General features: G+C 51.8%; 11 protein-coding genes. 8 read left to right on the top strand and 3 right to left on the bottom strand.

Going from position 1 to position 14,837, the window contains the following annotated elements; genetic code table 11:
• Positions 1–53 precede the first annotated feature (53 nt).
• The 8 genes from lolA (at position 54) to FDX22_RS09550 (ending at position 10,635) form a co-directional block, all read left to right on the top strand.
• Positions 54–665, top strand: a complete 612-nt coding sequence (gene lolA / locus FDX22_RS09585) for an outer membrane lipoprotein chaperone LolA (RefSeq protein WP_096757694.1) — start codon at positions 54–56, stop codon at positions 663–665.
• Between the two features lie 10 nt (positions 666–675).
• On the top strand, positions 676–2,019 hold the full coding sequence (gene rarA / locus FDX22_RS09580) for a replication-associated recombination protein RarA (RefSeq protein WP_096757693.1): 1,344 nt from the start codon (positions 676–678) through the stop codon (positions 2,017–2,019).
• A gap of 92 nt (positions 2,020–2,111) precedes the next feature.
• The gene (serS, locus tag FDX22_RS09575) at positions 2,112–3,404 is read left to right on the top strand and encodes a serine--tRNA ligase (RefSeq protein WP_096757692.1); all 1,293 of its coding nucleotides are present in this window, start codon (positions 2,112–2,114) and stop codon (positions 3,402–3,404) included.
• A 229-nt stretch (positions 3,405–3,633) separates the two neighbouring features.
• Positions 3,634–6,078, top strand: a complete 2,445-nt coding sequence (gene dmsA, locus FDX22_RS09570; RefSeq protein WP_117341707.1) for a dimethylsulfoxide reductase subunit A — start codon at positions 3,634–3,636, stop codon at positions 6,076–6,078.
• Positions 6,079–6,088: 10 nt separating this feature from the next.
• Positions 6,089–6,706 carry a dimethylsulfoxide reductase iron-sulfur subunit DmsB gene (gene dmsB, locus FDX22_RS09565; RefSeq protein ID WP_096757690.1) on the top strand — a complete coding sequence of 206 codons (618 nt, stop codon included), beginning with the start codon at positions 6,089–6,091 and terminating at the stop codon, positions 6,704–6,706.
• A gap of 1 nt (position 6,707) precedes the next feature.
• On the top strand, positions 6,708–7,571 hold the full coding sequence (locus tag FDX22_RS09560) for a dimethyl sulfoxide reductase anchor subunit family protein (protein WP_115258946.1): 864 nt from the start codon (positions 6,708–6,710) through the stop codon (positions 7,569–7,571).
• Positions 7,572–7,851: 280 nt separating this feature from the next.
• Positions 7,852–9,000 carry an MFS transporter gene (locus tag FDX22_RS09555; RefSeq protein WP_096757688.1) on the top strand — a complete coding sequence of 383 codons (1,149 nt, stop codon included), beginning with the start codon at positions 7,852–7,854 and terminating at the stop codon, positions 8,998–9,000.
• A gap of 213 nt (positions 9,001–9,213) precedes the next feature.
• Entirely contained in the window at positions 9,214–10,635 is a 1,422-nt protein-coding gene (locus FDX22_RS09550; RefSeq protein ID WP_096757687.1) for an APC family permease, read from the top strand.
• Between the two features lie 48 nt (positions 10,636–10,683).
• On the opposite strand, the gene FDX22_RS09545 is transcribed toward FDX22_RS09550, so the two are convergent.
• The 3 genes from FDX22_RS09545 to pflB form a co-directional block, all read right to left on the bottom strand.
• Entirely contained in the window at positions 10,684–11,475 is a 792-nt protein-coding gene (locus FDX22_RS09545; protein WP_186805290.1) for a hypothetical protein, read from the bottom strand.
• A gap of 97 nt (positions 11,476–11,572) precedes the next feature.
• Complete coding sequence (pflA, locus tag FDX22_RS09540) at positions 11,573–12,313, bottom strand: pyruvate formate lyase 1-activating protein (protein ID WP_096757686.1); 741 nt, start codon at positions 12,311–12,313, stop codon at positions 11,573–11,575.
• Between the two features lie 190 nt (positions 12,314–12,503).
• Complete coding sequence (gene pflB / locus FDX22_RS09535) at positions 12,504–14,786, bottom strand: formate C-acetyltransferase (RefSeq protein WP_096757685.1); 2,283 nt, start codon at positions 14,784–14,786, stop codon at positions 12,504–12,506.
• Between the last annotated feature and the right edge of the window lie 51 nt (positions 14,787–14,837).

The raw sequence follows: 14,837 nt of genomic DNA, 5'->3' as shown, positions 1-14,837 counted from the left end.
ATGGATAGCAGAGGGATCTCCCCGTCGGGAGTGACGAATTTTGAGGAATAACGATGAAAAAGATCGCAATCACCTGTGCATTACTGTCGAGCTTTGTGGTGAGCAGCGTCTGGGCTGACGCCGCCAGTGACCTGAAAAGTCGTCTGGATAAAGTCAGTAGCTTCCATGCCAGCTTTACTCAGAAGGTGACCGATGGTAGCGGCGCAGCGGTACAGGAAGGTCAGGGCGACCTGTGGGTTAAACGTCCGAACCTGTTTAACTGGCATATGACACAGCCTGATGAAAGCATTCTGGTCTCCGACGGTAAAACGCTGTGGTTCTTTAATCCGTTTGTCGAACAGGCCACGGCAACCTGGCTGAAAGATGCCACGGGTAATACGCCGTTTATGCTGATTGCGCGCAACCAGTCCAGCGACTGGCAGCAGTACAACATCAAGCAAAACGGTGATGACTTCGTGTTGACTCCGAAAACCAGCAGCGGCAATCTGAAGCAGTTCACCATCAATGTGGGACGCGACGGCACTATCCATCAGTTTAGCGCCGTCGAGCAGGACGATCAGCGCAGTAGCTATCAGCTGAAATCTCAGCAGAATGGCGCAATCGAACCATCCAAATTCACCTTTACCCCTCCGCAGGGTGTCACGGTAGACGATCAACGTAAGTAGAGGCGTGTGAGTGGGTAATCTGTCGCTCGATTTTTCTGATAATACCTTTCAGCCGCTGGCCGCGCGTATGCGGCCAGAAAATTTAGCGCAGTATATCGGCCAGCAGCATTTGCTGGCTGCAGGTAAGCCCTTGCCACGCGCCATCGAGGCCGGGCACCTGCACTCCATGATCTTATGGGGTCCTCCTGGCACGGGTAAAACGACTCTTGCTGAAGTGATCGCCCGCTACGCGAACGCAGACGTTGAACGCATTTCGGCCGTCACCTCGGGTGTGAAAGAAATTCGTGAAGCGATTGAACGTGCGCGTCAGAATCGTAACGCCGGTCGGCGCACTATATTGTTTGTGGATGAAGTCCACCGCTTTAATAAAAGTCAGCAGGACGCCTTTCTCCCGCATATTGAAGATGGCACCATTACGTTTATAGGCGCCACGACTGAAAACCCCTCGTTTGAACTGAACTCGGCATTACTGTCGCGTGCGCGCGTCTATCTGCTTAAATCGCTCACTACCGACGATATCGAGCAGGTACTGGATCAGGCGATGGCGGACAAAGCGCGAGGCTACGGCGGCCAGGATATTGTTCTGCCGAATGAAACCCGTCGGGCCATTGCCGAGCTGGTGAATGGCGATGCGCGTCGGGCACTAAATACGCTGGAAATGATGGCCGATATGGCGGAAGTCGACGCCAGCGGAAAACGCGTTTTACAACCCACATTGCTGACAGAGATTGCCGGAGAGCGTAGCGCACGCTTTGATAATAAAGGCGATCGTTTTTACGATCTTATCTCGGCATTACATAAATCAGTACGCGGAAGCGCGCCGGATGCGGCCCTCTACTGGTACGCACGCATCATTACGGCTGGGGGCGATCCGCTGTATGTTGCACGCCGCTGTCTGGCGATCGCTTCTGAAGACGTGGGTAATGCCGATCCCCGAGCCATGCAGGTGGCGATTTCGGCATGGGATTGTTTCACTCGCGTTGGACCTGCGGAAGGTGAGCGGGCGATTGCCCAGGCGATTGTTTATTTGGCCTGCGCGCCGAAGAGTAACGCGGTGTATACCGCCTATAAAGCGGCGTTGGCAGATGCACGCGATCGTCCGGATTACGACGTACCCGTGCATCTGCGTAATGCGCCGACGAAGTTAATGAAAGAAATGGGCTACGGCCAGGAATATCGCTACGCGCACGACGAGCCGAATGCGTATGCTGCCGGCGAAGAGTACTTCCCGCAGGAACTGGCACAAACACGCTATTATCGCCCGACAAACAGAGGTCTTGAGGGTAAGATTGGCGAAAAGCTCGCCTGGCTTGCCGGACAGGATCAAAATAGCCCTATAAAACGCTACCGTTAGCGCGATCGTTGCGGTAATGTTGGCAATGTATCCCTGTGACTGCAGGCTGTGGTCACTTTCTCCCATTTTAATTCGATAAGCACAGGATAAGCATGCTCGATCCCAATCTGCTGCGTAATGAGCCAGACGCAGTCGCTGAAAAACTGGCAAGCCGGGGCTTTAAGCTGGACGTAGATAAGCTGCGCGCTCTTGAAGAGCGTCGTAAAGTTCTGCAGGTACAAACTGAAAATCTGCAGGCAGAGCGTAACTCTCGATCGAAATCCATTGGCCAGGCAAAAGCGCGCGGGGAAGATATCGAGTCTTTACGTCTGGAAGTGAACAAACTGGGCGAAGAGCTGGATGCCGCGAAAGCTGAACTTGATACCTTGCAGGCTGAGATTCGCGATATTGCGCTAACCATTCCTAACCTGCCAGCGGACGAAGTCCCGGTCGGTAAAGATGAAAATGACAACATCGAAGTCAGCCGCTGGGGCACGCCGCGTGAGTTTGATTTTGACGTTCGCGATCACGTTACGCTGGGCGAAATGCACGCGGGGCTCGATTTTGCCGCCGCTGTTAAGCTGACCGGCTCGCGTTTCGTGGTCATGAAAGGGCAGATTGCGCGTATGCACCGTGCGCTGTCCCAGTTCATGCTGGATCTGCATACTGAACAGCATGGCTACAGTGAAAACTACGTTCCGTATCTGGTTAACCATGACACGCTGTACGGTACGGGTCAGTTGCCGAAATTTGCCGGCGATCTGTTCCATACCCGTCCGCTGGACGAAGAAGCCGACAGCAGCAACTATGCGCTGATCCCAACGGCAGAAGTTCCGCTGACCAACCTGGTGCGCGATGAGATCATTGACGAAGATGCGCTGCCAATCAAAATGACTGCGCATACCCCATGCTTCCGTTCAGAAGCGGGATCTTATGGTCGTGACACCCGTGGTCTGATCCGTATGCACCAGTTCGATAAAGTTGAGATGGTGCAGATCGTTCGTCCTGAAGATTCGATGGACGCGCTGGAAGAAATGACCGGTCATGCCGAGAAAGTCCTTCAGTTGCTGGGTCTGCCGTACCGTAAGATCATTCTGTGTACTGGTGACATGGGCTTCGGCGCATGCAAAACCTACGATCTGGAAGTGTGGATCCCGGCGCAAAATACCTACCGTGAAATCTCTTCCTGCTCCAACGTGTGGGATTTCCAGGCGCGTCGCATGCAGGCACGTTGCCGCAGCAAGTCCGACAAGAAGACCCGTTTGGTGCATACGCTGAACGGCTCTGGTCTGGCGGTTGGTCGTACGCTGGTTGCCGTAATGGAAAACTACCAGCAGGCCGATGGCCGCATTCAGGTTCCGGAAGTACTTCGTCCGTATATGAATGGCCTGGAATACATCGGATAAGTTAGCTTTCCCTGCTAAAAAAGCGCCTGCGGGCGCTTTTTTTATGCCTGCTTGACGTTGAACAATAACCCTTACCCCATTAGTGGTAATACTACCTTCGAATGAAAGTCAGTATTTATCTCTGTCTTTACGCAAATTCACTATTTATCAGTCTGTATAACGATAATATCGATATATAAGTATCTATACAGCGTTTGTTTATTTATTGTGAGCAGCAGAGTGAGCCACTATGAAAACTAAGATCCCCGATGCCGTGCTGGCAGCTGAGGTGAGTCGTCGCGGTTTGGTCAAAACGACGGCGATAGGCGGGCTGGCGATGGCCAGCAGCGCGTTTACCCTGCCATTTACCCGTATTGCCAATGCTGCAGAAGCCATTAATCCGGCGCAGATCAATGAGAAAGTGATCTGGAGCGCCTGTACGGTGAACTGCGGTAGCCGCTGTCCGCTGCGTATGCACGTGGTGGACGGTGAAATCAAATATGTTGAAACCGACAACACCGGCGATGACAATTATGACGGCCTGCACCAGGTTAGAGCCTGCCTGCGCGGCCGCTCTATGCGCCGTCGTGTCTATAATCCGGATCGGCTGAAATACCCAATGAAGCGCGTGGGTAAGCGCGGTGAAGGTAAGTTTGAGCGCATCAGTTGGGATGAGGCCTATGACATCATCGCCACCAACATGCAGCGCCTGATCAAAGACTACGGCAACGAGTCTATCTACCTGAACTACGGCACCGGTACGCTGGGCGGAACCATGACACGCTCATGGCCACCGGGTAAAACGCTGGTCGCTCGTCTGATGAACTGCTGTGGTGGTTATCTGAACCACTACGGGGATTACTCTTCTGCACAAATCGCGGCTGGTTTGAACTATACCTACGGCGGCTGGGCGGACGGTAACAGTCCGTCTGATATCGAAAACAGTAAACTGGTTGTTCTGTTTGGTAATAACCCTGGTGAAACCCGCATGAGCGGTGGCGGGGTGACGTATTACCTTGAACAGGCACGGCAGAAATCCAATGCGCGAATGATTATTATCGATCCGCGCTACACGGACACCGGTGCGGGTCGTGAAGATGAATGGATCCCGATTCGTCCGGGCACCGATGCGGCACTGGTCAATGGCCTGGCGTACGTGTTGATTACCGAAAATATGGTTGATCAACCGTTCCTCGATAAATACTGCGTGGGGTATGACGAGAAAACTCTCCCGGCGAGCGCACCAAAGAATGGCCACTATAAGGCTTACATTTTAGGTCAGGGTAAAGACGGTATCGCGAAGACCCCGGAATGGGCCGCGCAGATAACCGGTATTCCTGCGGAACGCATCGTTAAGCTGGCACGTGAAATTGGCAGCGCCAAACCTGCCTACATCAGTCAGGGTTGGGGACCACAGCGTCACGCCAACGGTGAAATTGCCACCCGTGCTATTTCTATGCTGGCTATCCTGACCGGTAACGTCGGTATTAATGGTGGCAACAGCGGTGCGCGTGAAGGCTCTTATGATCTGCCGTTTGAACGTATGCCGACGCTGGAAAACCCGGTTGAAACCAGTATCTCGATGTTTATGTGGACGGACGCCATTGAGCGCGGCCCGGAAATGACGGCACTGCGTGACGGTGTTCGCGGTAAAGATAAGCTTGATGTGCCCATTAAGATGATCTGGAACTATGCTGGTAACTGTCTGATTAACCAGCACTCTGATATCAACCGCACGCATGAAATCCTGCAGGATGATAAGAAGTGCGAGATGATTGTCGTCATTGATTGCCACATGACGTCCTCGGCGAAATACGCGGATATTTTGCTGCCGGACTGCACAGCGTCTGAACAAATGGACTTCGCGCTGGATGCCTCCTGCGGGAATATGTCGTATGTGATTTTCACCGATCAGGCCATCAAACCGCGCTTTGAATGCAAGACCATCTATCAAATGACCAGTGAACTGGCGAAACGCCTTGGCGTTGAGCAGCAGTTTACGGAAGGCCGTACTCAGGAAGAGTGGATGCGTCATTTGTATGAACAGTCGCGCAAAGCGATACCTGAACTGCCTACGTTTGAAGAGTTCCGCAAGCAGGGAATCTTTAAACAGCGCGATCCAGAAGGACATCATGTGGCGTACAAAGCGTTCCGTGAGGATCCTCAAGCCAACCCGCTCACAACGCCATCGGGCAAAATTGAAATTTATTCTCAGGCGCTGGCAGACATTGCGGCTACCTGGGAATTGCCTGAAGACGATGTGATCGATCCATTGCCAGTTTACGCCCCGGGCTTTGAAAGTTTAAGCGATCCGCTGGCGGATAAATTCCCGCTGCAGTTGACGGGCTTCCACTACAAATCTCGCGTTCACTCGACCTATGGCAACGTGGATGTACTGAAAGCGTCCTGCCGCCAGGAAATGTGGATCAACCCGTTGGACGCGCAACGACGCGGTATTAGCAACGGCGACAAGGTACGCATCTTTAACGAGCGTGGCGAGGTGCATATCGAGGCGAAAGTGACGCCGCGTATGATGCCGGGCGTGGTAGCGCTAGGTGAGGGAGCCTGGTATGACCCGGATATGAAACGTGTGGATCAGGGCGGCTGCATCAACGTGCTGACGACCCAGCGTCCTTCTCCGCTCGCGAAGGGGAACCCGTCACATACGAACCTTGTTCAGGTTGAAAAGGTGTAAGGAGTAACCGATGACAACCCAGTATGGATTTTTTATTGATTCCAGCCGTTGCACCGGTTGCAAAACCTGCGAACTGGCCTGCAAAGACTACAAAGATTTAACCCCGGATGTCAGCTTCCGTCGTATTTACGAATACGCCGGTGGCGACTGGCAAGAAGACAACGGCGTTTGGCACCAGAACGTCTTTGCCTATTACCTGTCCATTGCGTGTAACCATTGTGAAGACCCGGCGTGTACCAAGGTATGTCCGAGTGGCGCGATGCACAAGCGTGAAGACGGTTTTGTGGTCGTCGATGAGGATGTGTGCATTGGCTGTCGTTATTGCCATATGGCCTGTCCTTACGGCGCGCCACAGTACAATGCGGCCAAAGGGCATATGACCAAGTGTGATGGCTGCCACGACCGTGTGGCCGAGGGCAAAAAGCCGATTTGCGTCGAATCTTGTCCATTGCGCGCGCTGGATTTTGGTCCGATTGATGAACTGCGCAAAAAACACGGTGAGCTGGCGGCGGTTGCGCCACTACCGGGCGCACATTTCACCAAACCTAGCATTGTAATCAAACCTAATGCCAATAGCCGCCCGACCGGGGATACCACGGGTTATCTGGCTAATCCGAAGGAGGTGTAAGATGGGAAGTGGATGGCATGAGTGGCCGCTGATGATCTTCACGGTCTTCGGGCAGTGCGTGGTTGGCGGTTTTATTGTTCTGGCGCTGGCATTGATGAAAGGGGGCTTACGTCCCGACGCACAGCAGCGCGTCGTTGCCTGTATGTTGGGCCTGTGGGTGTTAATGGGCATCGGCTTTATTGCCTCCATGCTGCACCTGGGATCGCCGATGCGTGCTTTTAACTCCCTTAACCGTATCGGAGCCTCTGCACTGAGTAACGAAATTGCCAGCGGTTCGCTGTTCTTCGCGGTGGGCGGTATCGGCTGGCTGATGGCGACATTGAAAAAAATGCCGTCTGCGTTACGTACTCTGTGGCTAATCGTCACTATGGTACTGGGCGTGGTTTTCGTTTGGATGATGGTGCGGGTGTATAACACCATTGATACGATCCCAACCTGGTACAGCCTCTGGACGCCGCTGGGCTTCTTCCTGACGCTGTTTTTGGGGGGGCCGCTGTTAGGTTATCTGCTGCTGCGCGTGGCTGGAGTAGACGGCTGGGCAATGCGCCTGCTGCCGGCGATTTCCATATTTGCGCTGGTGGTGAGTGCTATCATGGCGGTAATGCAGGGCACTGAACTGGCGACTATTCACAGTTCTGTTCAGCAGGCATCTGCATTGGTACCGGACTACGGCTCGCTGATGGCGTGGCGTATTGCGGCACTGGCTTTGGCGCTGTGCTGCTGGGTTGTGCCGCAGGTTAAAGGCTACCAACCGGCCGTACCGTTACTGTCAGTGGCGTTTATTTTGCTGCTTGTCGGTGAACTGATCGGGCGCGGTGTGTTCTACGGTCTGCATATGACCGTGGGCATGGCGGTTGCCAGCTGATCTAAAGAATGCCGAATGGCGCAGCTAACGGCGCCATTCGGCAAATAAAAAATGCGATACATCCATGAAATATTTCGACTGAACGAAACGCGATAATTTTGTTTTAGATCAATTAAAACAAACAGATGTGTTTTCCTCTTTTTTATCCATTCATATTAAGAATCAGTAATACGAATCGATCGTCATGAAAGCGCCTCAGACCCCTGATTGCGCCGATTGACAATGTTTTTGGCAGTGGCATGATGCGCATGAAATTTGAACTTCCTCACGGTTTTTATTCATGTCTACCTATACCCGACCCGTTATGCTATTGCTGTGCGGGCTACTGCTGCTGACCCTGGCGATCGCCGTGTTAAACACGCTCGTCCCGCTTTGGCTCGCCCATGAAAATCTCCCGACCTGGCAGGTGGGTGTGGTCAGTTCGTCTTATTTCACCGGTAATCTGGTGGGGACGTTGCTGACCGGGTATTTAATCAGACATCTTGGCTTCAACCGCAGCTATTACATTGCCTCGTTTATCTTCGCCGTGGGGTGTATTGGGCTGGGTGTGATGGTGGGATTCTGGAGCTGGATGACCTGGCGTTTTATCGCCGGTGTCGGCTGTGCCATGATTTGGGTGGTGGTGGAAAGCGCGCTGATGTGCAGCGGGACCTCTCGTAACCGCGGACGCTTACTGGCTGCCTATATGATGGTCTATTACGTGGGAACGTTTTTAGGGCAGCTGTTAGTCAGTAAAGTCTCGACAGATCTCATGAGCGTTTTGCCGTGGGTTACTGGCACGATTCTGGCAGGCGTATTACCACTGCTCTTTACCCGCATTATGAATCAGCAAAGCGAGGAACAACATTCGACGCCGATAGCATCGATGTTGAGACTTCGTCAGGCGCGACTGGGCGTGAATGGCTGCATTATCTCCGGTATTGTGCTGGGCTCGTTGTATGGCTTGATGCCGCTGTACCTTAATCATCAGGGGGCCAGTAACGCCAGCATTGGTTTCTGGATGGCGGTGATGGTCAGCGCTGGTATTCTGGGACAATGGCCGATTGGTCGTCTGGCGGATAAATTAGGTCGCCTGCTGGTTTTACGCGTTCAGGTCTTTGTGGTGATCCTCGGTAGCATTGCGATGCTGAATCAGGCGGCAATGGCCCCTGCGTTGTTCATGTTAGGTGCGGCCGGTTTTACGCTCTATCCAGTGGCAATGGCCTGGGCCTGCGAAAAAGTGGAACATCATCAACTGGTTGCCATGAACCAGGCATTGTTATTAAGCTATACCGTGGGGAGCCTGCTGGGGCCGTCATTTACCGCGATGCTGATGCAGAACTTCTCAGATAGCCTGTTGTTTATCATGATCGCCAGCGTGTCGTTTATTTATTTACTGATGCTGCTGCGTAAAACAGGACACAAGCCCAATTCCGTGGCACATATCTGAAGCTATTTAACGATTACGGTGGGTTTCCATTCATACAAATTATGTATGTTTGGTGAGAATCCACCGTATTTAATTCCCCCTCATCTTTGCTGAAAAATAAACTGTGCAGAAGGTTATAGTTTTACATTCTGCCATTTCCGCCCGTTCATTTTACCGCGCATAATCCCTCGCCTCATTTATTGATATTTAAAATAACCCCACGAAGGATCGCGTATGGCCGGTGCACAGGAAAAACAGTTGCGATGGTACAACATCGCCTTGATGTCGTTTATTACCGTTTGGGGGTTTGGCAACGTTGTAAACAACTATGCTAATCAGGGATTAGTCGTTGTCTCCTCCTGGATTTTTATTTTTGCGCTCTATTTTATCCCTTACGCACTGATCGTCGGGCAGCTTGGCTCCACGTTTAAAGAGGGGAAAGGTGGCGTCAGTACCTGGATTAAACACACCATGGGGCCGGGGCTGGCTTACCTTGCCGCATGGACTTACTGGGTAGTGCATATTCCTTACCTGGCGCAGAAACCGCAGGCTATCCTGATTGCCCTGGGCTGGGCGCTGAAGGGGGATGGGTCACTCATTAAAGAATACACCGTCGTGGCGTTACAGGGGCTGACGCTGGCGCTGTTTGTCTTCTTCATGTGGGTTGCATCCCGTGGGATGAAGTCACTGAAAATTGTGGGTTCCGTGGCGGGAATTGCGATGTTTGTGATGTCGATTCTGTATGTCGTGATGGCGGTAACCGCGCCGGCAATTACGGATGTTGAGATTGCTACCACCAACATCACTTGGGAATCGTTCATTCCGCATATTGATTTTACCTATATCACGACGATTTCGATGCTGGTCTTCGCGGTGGGTGGCGCGGAAAAAATTTCACCTTACGTTAACCAGACTCGCAATCCAGGCAAAGAATTCCCGAAAGGGATGTTGATTCTGGCGATTATGGTGGCGGTATGTGCAATTCTCGGCTCGCTGGCAATGGGGATGATGTTTGACTCCCGGCATATTCCCGATGATTTAATGACCAATGGTCAATATTATGCTTTCCAGAAACTGGGCGAGTATTACGGGATGGGTAACACGCTGATGGTCATTTATGCGGTTGCCAACACGCTGGGGCAGATTGCTGCGTTGGTGTTTTCTATCGATGCGCCGCTTAAAGTCCTGCTGGGTGATGCGGACAGTCGATATATTCCTGCGCGTTTGTGCCGTACGAATGCGTCCGGCACACCGGTGAACGGTTATATATTGACGTTAGTATTAGTCGCGATTCTGATTATGTTGCCGACGCTGGGTATTGGTGACATGAATAATTTGTATAAATGGTTGCTGAATCTCAACTCAGTTGTTATGCCATTGCGTTATTTATGGGTGTTCGTGGCATTTATTGCCGTTATTCGGCTGGCGCAGAAATATAAGTCAGAATATGTCTTTATTCGCAACAAAACGCTGGCATTAACCGTCGGAGGATGGTGTTTTGCCTTCACTGCATTTGCTTGCGTTACCGGGATTTTTCCAAAAATGGAAGCCTTTACCCCGGAGTGGACTTTCCAGCTGACGCTGAACATTGTGACACCGTTTGTACTGGTCGGATTGGGCTTAATTTTCCCGCTGCTGGCGAGAAGAAAGAGTTAAACGAGCGATAATAAGAAGGAGATAGCCAGGCTATCTCCTTCTGGCGGCTCAGGACAGCGGGGCAAGTTCGTCGGGAATGGTATATTGGTGACCGTCATAGCGCAGTAACCAGTTGGCTTTACCCGGTTTATCTTTCGCTGCGCATTGCTCATTGGCATCAACATAGCTCGTGGATGCCACGCTTTTCTCGGTTACCCGAATATCAACATACCCATTCTGCGAACCGGTATCCAGCGCCAGGCTGCGTTTACTGTCGCTGAAGGTTCCCTCGCAGTTGCCATCCCATTCTCCGCTGCTATTTTCCAGCACGATACCGTTTAGTATTGGCCGGAGCTGATTATTGTCGATGACATACAGCGAAAGTGCCGTTTCACTAAATGGATTGACCCGAGAACTGCCGGTGCGGGAGATACGCAAGCCGAATGCGGTCTGTTCAGGCGTAACTTTCCAGCGAGCGGTATCAAGTGCCAGGCCGGTGATGCGAATGGCATCGTCGCTCATTCTCTCTGGCAGGCGTAATCGTTGTTTTACGTCGAGTGTGGTGGAATCGAGCACCAGAAGCTCCATATCGCCGACGTTATCGTAATCGCTATACTGCTGTGTCATTAATGGTACAGCGGCCAGCGTCAGCTCAGGGTGCGCTGGCCAGATGCGGCAAATCGCGCTTTGGGGTGAATCACTGTGGGTGGTAATGACCCGGTTATCTTGAGTGATGGTGCCTTGCGACGTTGTCCTGGCATCCGGCCAGGCGTGCTGGATGATGGCATTAATATCGCAGTTGCTGGCGGCATTTGCGGCCTGGGCAGACAACAGTAACACTCCTGAGATGAATAACCGCATGACGTCCTTTCCTGTGTTGTGACCCGTTTGCCGAAGAGGTAAGTGCAGATAACAAAACGGCCACCATGTTAGGCAGCCGTTTTACAAGGATGTAAACTCAATACATCACTTTATGACCATACTGTTCCAGGATACCTTTCACGCGATCCATGGTTTCTTTCTTCGGTGGCTTAACGCCATCCAGCTTATATTCTTCGCCCATCGCCACCCATTTGTGTTTACCCAACTCATGGTAAGGCAGTAATTCGATTTTTTCGACGTTGCCCATATCACGGGTAAACTCGCCCAGACGGTGTGCTGAGTCGTCATCGTCAGACCAGCCTGGTACGACGACGTAGCGGATCCACACCTTGATGTCTTTGTTAGACAGATAGCGTGCGAACTCCAGTGTACGATGGTTAGACACACCGACCAGGTTCTGGTGAATTTCGTCGTTCATCTGTTTGAGGTCGAGCATCACCAGATCGGTGACTTCCAGCAGTTCATCAATCACCGGATCGTAGCGGCGGACAAAACCGTTGGTGTCGAGGCAGGTATGAATACCTTCTTTTCTACAGGCGCGGAACCAGTCACGAACGAATTCGGCCTGCAGAATAGCCTCACCACCGGATGCCGTTACGCCGCCACCGGAGGCGTTCATAAAGTGGCGATAGGTTACCACTTCTTTCATCAATTCTTCGACGGTGACTTCTTTACCACCGTGCGTGTCCCACGTATCACGGTTATGGCAATACAGGCAGCGCATCAGGCAGCCCTGGAAGAAGGTAATAAAGCGGATGCCCGGGCCGTCTACGGTGCCACAGGATTCAAAGGAGTGAATGCGACCAATAACTGACATTGCGGTGTATCTCCAGATGTGGCCCATCCGGGGCCAGAGTGAGTGCACAGTTATTAACTGTGTCGAGTCTGTTTTGGCAGTCATCCATAAGTATAGATAGCTGACGAAAGAGACTTAGTTGCTAAAAAGGCCCCACTTACGTGGAGCCTTTATTGTACGACATTTAACGCGTGATTTCAGTCAAAACCAATTACATGGTCTGAGTGAAAGTACGAGTAATAACATCCTGCTGCTGTTCTTTAGTCAGGGAGTTAAAACGTACTGCATAACCCGATACACGGATGGTCAACTGAGGATATTTCTCAGGATGTTCCATCGCGTCCAGCAGCATTTCACGGTTCATGACGTTCACGTTCAGGTGCTGACCACCTTCGATGGACGCTTCGTGATGGAAGTAACCGTCCATCAGGCCTGCCAGGTTGGTCTTACGAACTTCGTCGTCTTTACCCAGTGCGTTCGGAACGATAGAGAAGGTGTAAGAGATACCATCTTTAGCGTAAGCAAACGGCAGTTTAGCAACGGAGGTCAGAGAGGCAACAGCACCTTTCTGGTCACGGCCGTGCATTGGGTTAGCACCCGGTCCGAATGGTGCGCCAGCACGACGACCATCTGGGGTGTTACCGGTTTTCTTACCATACACAACGTTAGAGGTGATGGTCAGAACAGACTGAGTCGGGATAGCGTTACGGTAAGTAGTCAGTTTCTGAATTTTCTTCATGAAACGTTCTACCAGGTCAACCGCCATGTCATCAACGCGAGAGTCGTTGTTACCAAACTGCGGGTATTCGCCTTCGATTTCGAAGTCGATAGCCAGACCGTCTTCGTCACGAATCGGTTTAACTTTCGCATATTTGATTGCAGACAGGGAGTCAGCAGCAACGGACAGACCTGCGATACCACACGCCATGGTGCGAACAACGTCACGGTCGTGCAGCGCCATCAGAGCGGCTTCGTAGCTGTACTTGTCGTGCATGTAGTGGATGACGTTCAGTGCGGTGACGTACTGTTTAGCCAGCCAATCCATAAAGTGATCCATACGTTCCATCACTTCGTCGAAGTTCAGAACGTCACTTTTGATTGGTTCAGATTTCGGACCAACCTGGATTTTCAGTTTTTCATCAACGCCGCCGTTGATTGCGTACAGCATGGTTTTCGCCAGGTTTGCACGCGCACCGAAGAACTGCATTTGTTTACCAACAACCATCGGGCTTACGCAGCAAGCGATAGCGTAATCGTCGTTGTTGAAGTCCGGACGCATCAGGTCATCGTTCTCATACTGCAGAGAAGAGGTATCGATAGACACTTTAGCGGCGAATTTCTTGAAGTTCAGAGGCAGTTTTTCAGACCACAGAACGGTGATGTTCGGCTCCGGAGAAGGACCCATGGTGTACAGGGTGTTCAGGAAGCGGAAGCTGTTTTTGGTAACCAGAGTACGGCCGTCAACGCCCATACCGCCGATTGATTCAGTTGCCCAAATCGGGTCACCGGAGAACAGTTCATCATATTCAGGCGTACGCAGGAAACGAACCATACGCAGTTTCATGACCAGGTGGTCAATCATTTCCTGAGCGTCTTGCTCGGTGATTTTGCCTGCTTTGATATCACGTTCGATGTATGCATCCAGGAAGGTGGATACACGACCGAAGGACATTGCTGCACCGTTCTGAGACTTAACAGCGGCCAGGTAGCCGAAGTAGGTCCACTGGATAGCTTCCTGAGCGTTGGTAGCCGGACCAGAGATATCGCAGCCATATTTAGCCGCCATTTCTTTGATCTGACCCAGTGCGCGGTGCTGTTCAGCAATTTCTTCACGCAGACGGATAGTTGCTTCCAGGTTTACGCCATTTTCCAGATCGGACTGCAGAGAGACGAACTGAGCGTACTTGTCTTTCATCAGGTAGTCGATACCGTACAGCGCAATGCGACGGTAGTCACCGATGATACGGCCACGGCCATACGCATCTGGCAGACCAGTCAGAATACCGGATTTACGGCAGTTCAGAATGTCTTTGGTATAAACATCGAATACGCCCTGGTTGTGGGTTTTGCGGTATTCGGTGAAGATTTTTTTCAGCATCGGGTCCAGTTCGCGATTGTACGCTTTGCAGGAACCTTCAACCATTTTGATGCCGCCAAACGGAATGATCGCACGTTTCAGTGGAGCTTCAGTCTGCAGACCAACGATTTTCTCAAGCTGCTTGTTGATGTAGCCAGCATCGTGAGAAGTGATGGTAGAAGCAACGGAGGTGTCAAAGTCAACAGGCGCGTGAGTACGGTTTTCCTGTTTAACGCCTTCCATCACGCTGTCCCACAGCTTGGTGGTCGCGTCAGTTGCGCCAGCCAGGAAGGACTCGTCACCCTCATACGGAGTGTAGTTTTTCTGAATGAAGTCACGGACGTTTACTTCATTCTGCCAATCACCTTTGGTAAAACCTTCCCAGGCTGTGGCTAACTTTTCATTAAGCTCGGACATGTAACACCTACCTTCTTAAGTGGATTTTTTATTTACTACGTGTAATGGGCA

The organism is Citrobacter sp. TBCS-14 (genome assembly GCF_005280805.1).
Taxonomy (GTDB): Bacteria; Pseudomonadota; Gammaproteobacteria; order Enterobacterales; family Enterobacteriaceae; genus Citrobacter; species Citrobacter gillenii.
The sequence above is the reverse complement of the archived record's forward strand: the minus strand, read 5'-3'. Positions and strand labels throughout refer to the sequence as shown.

Coding starts and splice junctions, on each gene's coding strand:
- dmsA (WP_117341707.1), top strand. CDS start 3,634: ATGAAAACTAAGATCCCCGATGCCGTGCTGGCAGCTGAGGTGAGTCGT.
- serS (WP_096757692.1), top strand. CDS start 2,112: ATGCTCGATCCCAATCTGCTGCGTAATGAGCCAGACGCAGTCGCTGAA.
- FDX22_RS09555 (WP_096757688.1), top strand. CDS start 7,852: ATGTCTACCTATACCCGACCCGTTATGCTATTGCTGTGCGGGCTACTG.
- FDX22_RS09545 (WP_186805290.1), bottom strand. CDS start 11,475: ATGCGGTTATTCATCTCAGGAGTGTTACTGTTGTCTGCCCAGGCCGCA.
- lolA (WP_096757694.1), top strand. CDS start 54: ATGAAAAAGATCGCAATCACCTGTGCATTACTGTCGAGCTTTGTGGTG.
- FDX22_RS09560 (WP_115258946.1), top strand. CDS start 6,708: ATGGGAAGTGGATGGCATGAGTGGCCGCTGATGATCTTCACGGTCTTC.
- pflB (WP_096757685.1), bottom strand. CDS start 14,786: ATGTCCGAGCTTAATGAAAAGTTAGCCACAGCCTGGGAAGGTTTTACC.
- dmsB (WP_096757690.1), top strand. CDS start 6,089: ATGACAACCCAGTATGGATTTTTTATTGATTCCAGCCGTTGCACCGGT.
- pflA (WP_096757686.1), bottom strand. CDS start 12,313: ATGTCAGTTATTGGTCGCATTCACTCCTTTGAATCCTGTGGCACCGTA.
- FDX22_RS09550 (WP_096757687.1), top strand. CDS start 9,214: ATGGCCGGTGCACAGGAAAAACAGTTGCGATGGTACAACATCGCCTTG.